The organism is Flavobacterium sp., from assembly GCF_049590715.1.
Lineage (GTDB): Bacteria > Bacteroidota > Bacteroidia > Flavobacteriales > Flavobacteriaceae > Flavobacterium.
Genome location: NZ_JBAWDL010000313.1, coordinates 1 through 3568 on the forward strand (window position 1 = coordinate 1; position 3568 = coordinate 3568).

At 30.0% G+C, this 3568-nt stretch carries 6 protein-coding genes; 5 read left to right on the top strand and 1 reads right to left on the bottom strand.

The features are described 5' to 3' along the window. Window positions 1-326, bottom strand: a 326-nt coding sequence (locus tag WBQ70_RS13575) for a winged helix-turn-helix transcriptional regulator (protein WP_423915139.1), incomplete at its 3' end; no start/stop codon positions are given. Between the two features lie 81 nt (window positions 327-407). Between WBQ70_RS13575 and WBQ70_RS13580 the strand changes: the two genes are divergently transcribed. From WBQ70_RS13580 to WBQ70_RS13600, 5 genes are all read left to right on the top strand, one after another. After that, on the top strand, window positions 408-1043 hold the full coding sequence (locus WBQ70_RS13580; RefSeq protein ID WP_423915141.1) for an NAD(P)-dependent oxidoreductase: 636 nt from the start codon (window positions 408-410) through the stop codon (window positions 1041-1043). A 12-nt stretch (window positions 1044-1055) separates the two neighbouring features. Continuing rightward, the gene (locus tag WBQ70_RS13585) at window positions 1056-1391 is read left to right on the top strand and encodes a YciI family protein (RefSeq protein ID WP_423915143.1); all 336 of its coding nucleotides are present in this window, start codon (window positions 1056-1058) and stop codon (window positions 1389-1391) included. 10 nt (window positions 1392-1401) lie between these two features. Continuing rightward, entirely contained in the window at window positions 1402-1686 is a 285-nt protein-coding gene (locus WBQ70_RS13590; RefSeq protein ID WP_423915145.1) for a hypothetical protein, read from the top strand. Window positions 1687-1976: 290 nt separating this feature from the next. Continuing rightward, window positions 1977-2543: a Crp/Fnr family transcriptional regulator gene (locus WBQ70_RS13595; protein ID WP_423915147.1), complete on the top strand. Its 567-nt coding sequence runs from the start codon at window positions 1977-1979 to the stop codon at window positions 2541-2543. A 158-nt stretch (window positions 2544-2701) separates the two neighbouring features. After that, window positions 2702-3160 carry a DoxX family protein gene (locus WBQ70_RS13600; RefSeq protein WP_423915149.1) on the top strand — a complete coding sequence of 153 codons (459 nt, stop codon included), beginning with the start codon at window positions 2702-2704 and terminating at the stop codon, window positions 3158-3160. The last annotated feature ends 408 nt before the right edge of the window (window positions 3161-3568 follow it).

The window sequence follows — 3568 nt, forward strand, 5'->3', positions numbered from 1 at the left end:
TTCGCCATGGCATACAAAACAGGTCGCAAAGCTTCACCAGAATCGGTTAAACTATAAGTCACATGTGGTGGAACAACAGGTAAAGCTTCTCTTAAAACTAAACCATCTATCTCTAATTGTTTTAAATGTTGAATAAGCATTTTTTCAGTTATATGTGGCATTGCTTTTTTAATTTCATTATATCGTTTACTGCCAGATAATAAATGAAATAAAATTATTGGCTTCCAATAGCCCCCAATTTTTTCCATTACATAGGTAACAGGACATAATTTAAAAACAGTTTGTTTATTAAACTGTATTGTTGAGCTTTCTTTTACTGCTGTCATTTTTTTATACTTACTATAGGGTGCGTACTTGTATATTAGTAAGTACAAATATATCTTTGTTTCAATATAAAACAATAAAAAATGAATAAAATAATTGTATTTGGTGCAACAGGTGGCACAGGAAAGCAAGTTGTAGAACAGGCATTGCAAAACGGAAATCACGTTATTGCAATAGTTAGAAATCCTCAAGTTTTCAATATTTCACACTCAAATTTAAAAATTTTAAAGGGAGATGTATTGCAACCCAATACATTTCAAAACGAAATGAAAAACATAGATACGGTAATTTCTTGTTTGGGTATTCCCAAGGTGCAACCTACTTCATTGTACTCAGAAAGTATGCAAAACATTATAAATGCAATGACAAAGTCTAATATCAAGCGAATTATTTGTATTTCATCTGGAGCAATTGATATTCCGCCCAGAAGTTCTTTTATAATGACTTTCCTTTTAAAAAACGTGTTGCAACGTATTTACAAGCCCGTTTATGCAGATATGAAATTAATGGAAAATAAATTGGAGAATTCTAATTTAAATTATACGATTGTAAGAGCACCAAAACTAACCGATGGTAAAAAAACAGGAAAATATAGAGAAGTTACACAACAACCTTTGCGTAAAATACCAACTATAGCAAGGGCTGATCTTGCGGACTTTATGCTTAAAATTATCAATGAACCTAAATCATACCAATCTATTATAGAAGTTGCTTATTAAAACCTTATAAAAATGAAAGAATATATTTTGATTAATAGAGTTCCTGAAAATTATGACAGGACAGATGCACAAAGAATTAATGAAGCTTGGAACGATCTCACCCAAAAATGGAAAGAAGATGAAATTTTTGTTTCTAGTTTTGTATTCCCAAATGAAGGCTTTGAAATTTCTGAAATCGACAGGCATGTAAACAAGCAATATGTATTAACAAACAATCTAAAAGTTGTAAGTGTTATTATTATTAAAGCCGAGAATGTTGAAAGTGCTGTTGAATTGGCAAAAGCCTGTCCTCATATTGAACAATCAGGAACGGTCGAAGTAAGAGAAGTAATGGCAAGACCATCATAAACTCATTTCAATGAAAATAGAATTCCTTTTTGAAAAAAGTAGAATAAAATTCGATAAAAACAACCATACAATTTTATCAAAATCAAAACTTATTTGGTTAATTAAAAATGCTACTTTGGAAGGAGTGATTATAGAGCGTAAAAAACTATCCTCAGAGTTCTATATTTTAGTTGATTCTAACTTAGCTGATTTTTATTTTATTGAAAAAAATGAATTAATAGAATGGAAAACTGATGGAAGTTTTGAAAAAAATGACACGTTATACAAAGCAACACTTATTGAAAACATTGATTAAAAAGCAACGAATCGCAAATAAAGTTTCAAAAAAAATATTTAAAAGGTTCATTTTTAAAAATTTGTTGCATTAAGGATAAAGAAATATACGGAAAAAATTGTAGCATCTAAAATGCAAATTTCAGCAGGCTTTATTGCTGTCATTATTGACAGCGAAGGTAATAAAGTTGGGCTACATGCTGAGGAATAAAACGATTAGCATCAACGGATAAAAGTCAAGTGAAGCAAATTTTTTACTTGGCTTTTTTTATTAAATTTGAGGAAAATAAGTTAAATAAACAAATTACATCAATGGATGAAATAAGAAGTTATTTTGAAAAATTAGTAACGCTTTCAGATAAAGATTGGGAACTGTTTTCATCCAAACTTATAAAAAGAGAGTTTTCTAAAAAATCTATTGTATTAAAATTGGGTCAAAAAGAAAATTATTTATCATTTATCGAAAAAGGAATCATCCGTTTTTGTATTCCAAATGAATTGGACGACTTGACTTTTGGCTTTGCTTTTTCGAATAATTTTGTAAGTGCTTACGATTTCTTTTTGAACCGTGAACCTTCAAGTTATCAGTTAGAAACTTTAACAGAAACGATTCTTTGGAGTTTGACCTATGACGATTTACAACAAATATATGCGGAAACAGAAGTTGGAAATACCATTGGAAGATTGACAAGTGAAGCTCTTTTTCTTAAAAAAACCAAGCGAGAATTATCTTTGTTGTCCACCACTGCAGAACAACGCTATTTAAGTCTTTTTGAAGAACAGCCTCATTTATTGCAACAAATACCTTTAAAATATATTGCTTCTTATATTGGTGTTACTCCACAAGCATTGAGTAGAATTCGAAAACGAATTTCTTAACCTGGGTTCATTGTTTGCACTTTGATTTTTTCTGAATTTTGTATTTCTCAAAACAAGAAAAATATGAAATCGCCATTAACAAATAGTTTGCGTAAGCAAATATCAATAAATAAAAATGCGATACCATATATGATCGCTAAAAAATAAATTTCACATATATGAAACCATTACTTGTCCTCTTCGCTGTTTTTTTAATATCTCTATTTACCTTACGATTTCTAACTCAAAAATTCGATTTGCTTTTGTCAGCAAGAATCGGGATGTGTGCCATGCTCATTTTTACTGCAATAGGTCATTTTGCTTTTACAAAGGGTATGGCGATGATGATACCATCACAAATTCCTTTAAAAACAGAAATAATTTACTTTACAGGAATATTGGAAATCCTATTGGGAATAGGTTTGTTAATTCCAAGTTTAAGAATCTATTCTGCTTGGGGGTTAATCGTCTTTTTTATAATTTTATTACCTGCAAACATTTATGCAACCATACATCATATTGATTATCAAAAAGGCACTTTTGACGGAAATGGAATCACTTATTTGTGGTTTAGAATTCCTTTGCAAATACTATTTATTGTTTGGCCTTATTATTGTTCTATAAAAGTATGGCATTAACAAAAGCTATTAAATTTTATTCTGAACAATAAAATAAATAATGAATGCCAAAAAACCAAGCGAAGCAAAAGATTCTCTTGACTTTTTTTTATTAAATTTGAATAACGGAAGGCAATAAGCGATATCTTACCTGAAGTGTTTCGAGGTCTTCTGACCTTTATTATTACTTCTGGAAACACATCAGTCTTTGACTGATGCTCACATCCTCAAAGTTGGAAATTTTGCGGAGCGTGGCTTGACCATTTTGAATATGAAAAAACAAGATCAAAAGAAGTTGTAAAAATAATACAAGCATCCTTTAACTCTTAAATTCTATAACTTAACAAATAAAACCTCGAGCCGTAAATCTATTAGTGATTTGCAAATATAGAATGATTGACACAAAAGACATGCTTGAAAGCGTAACAC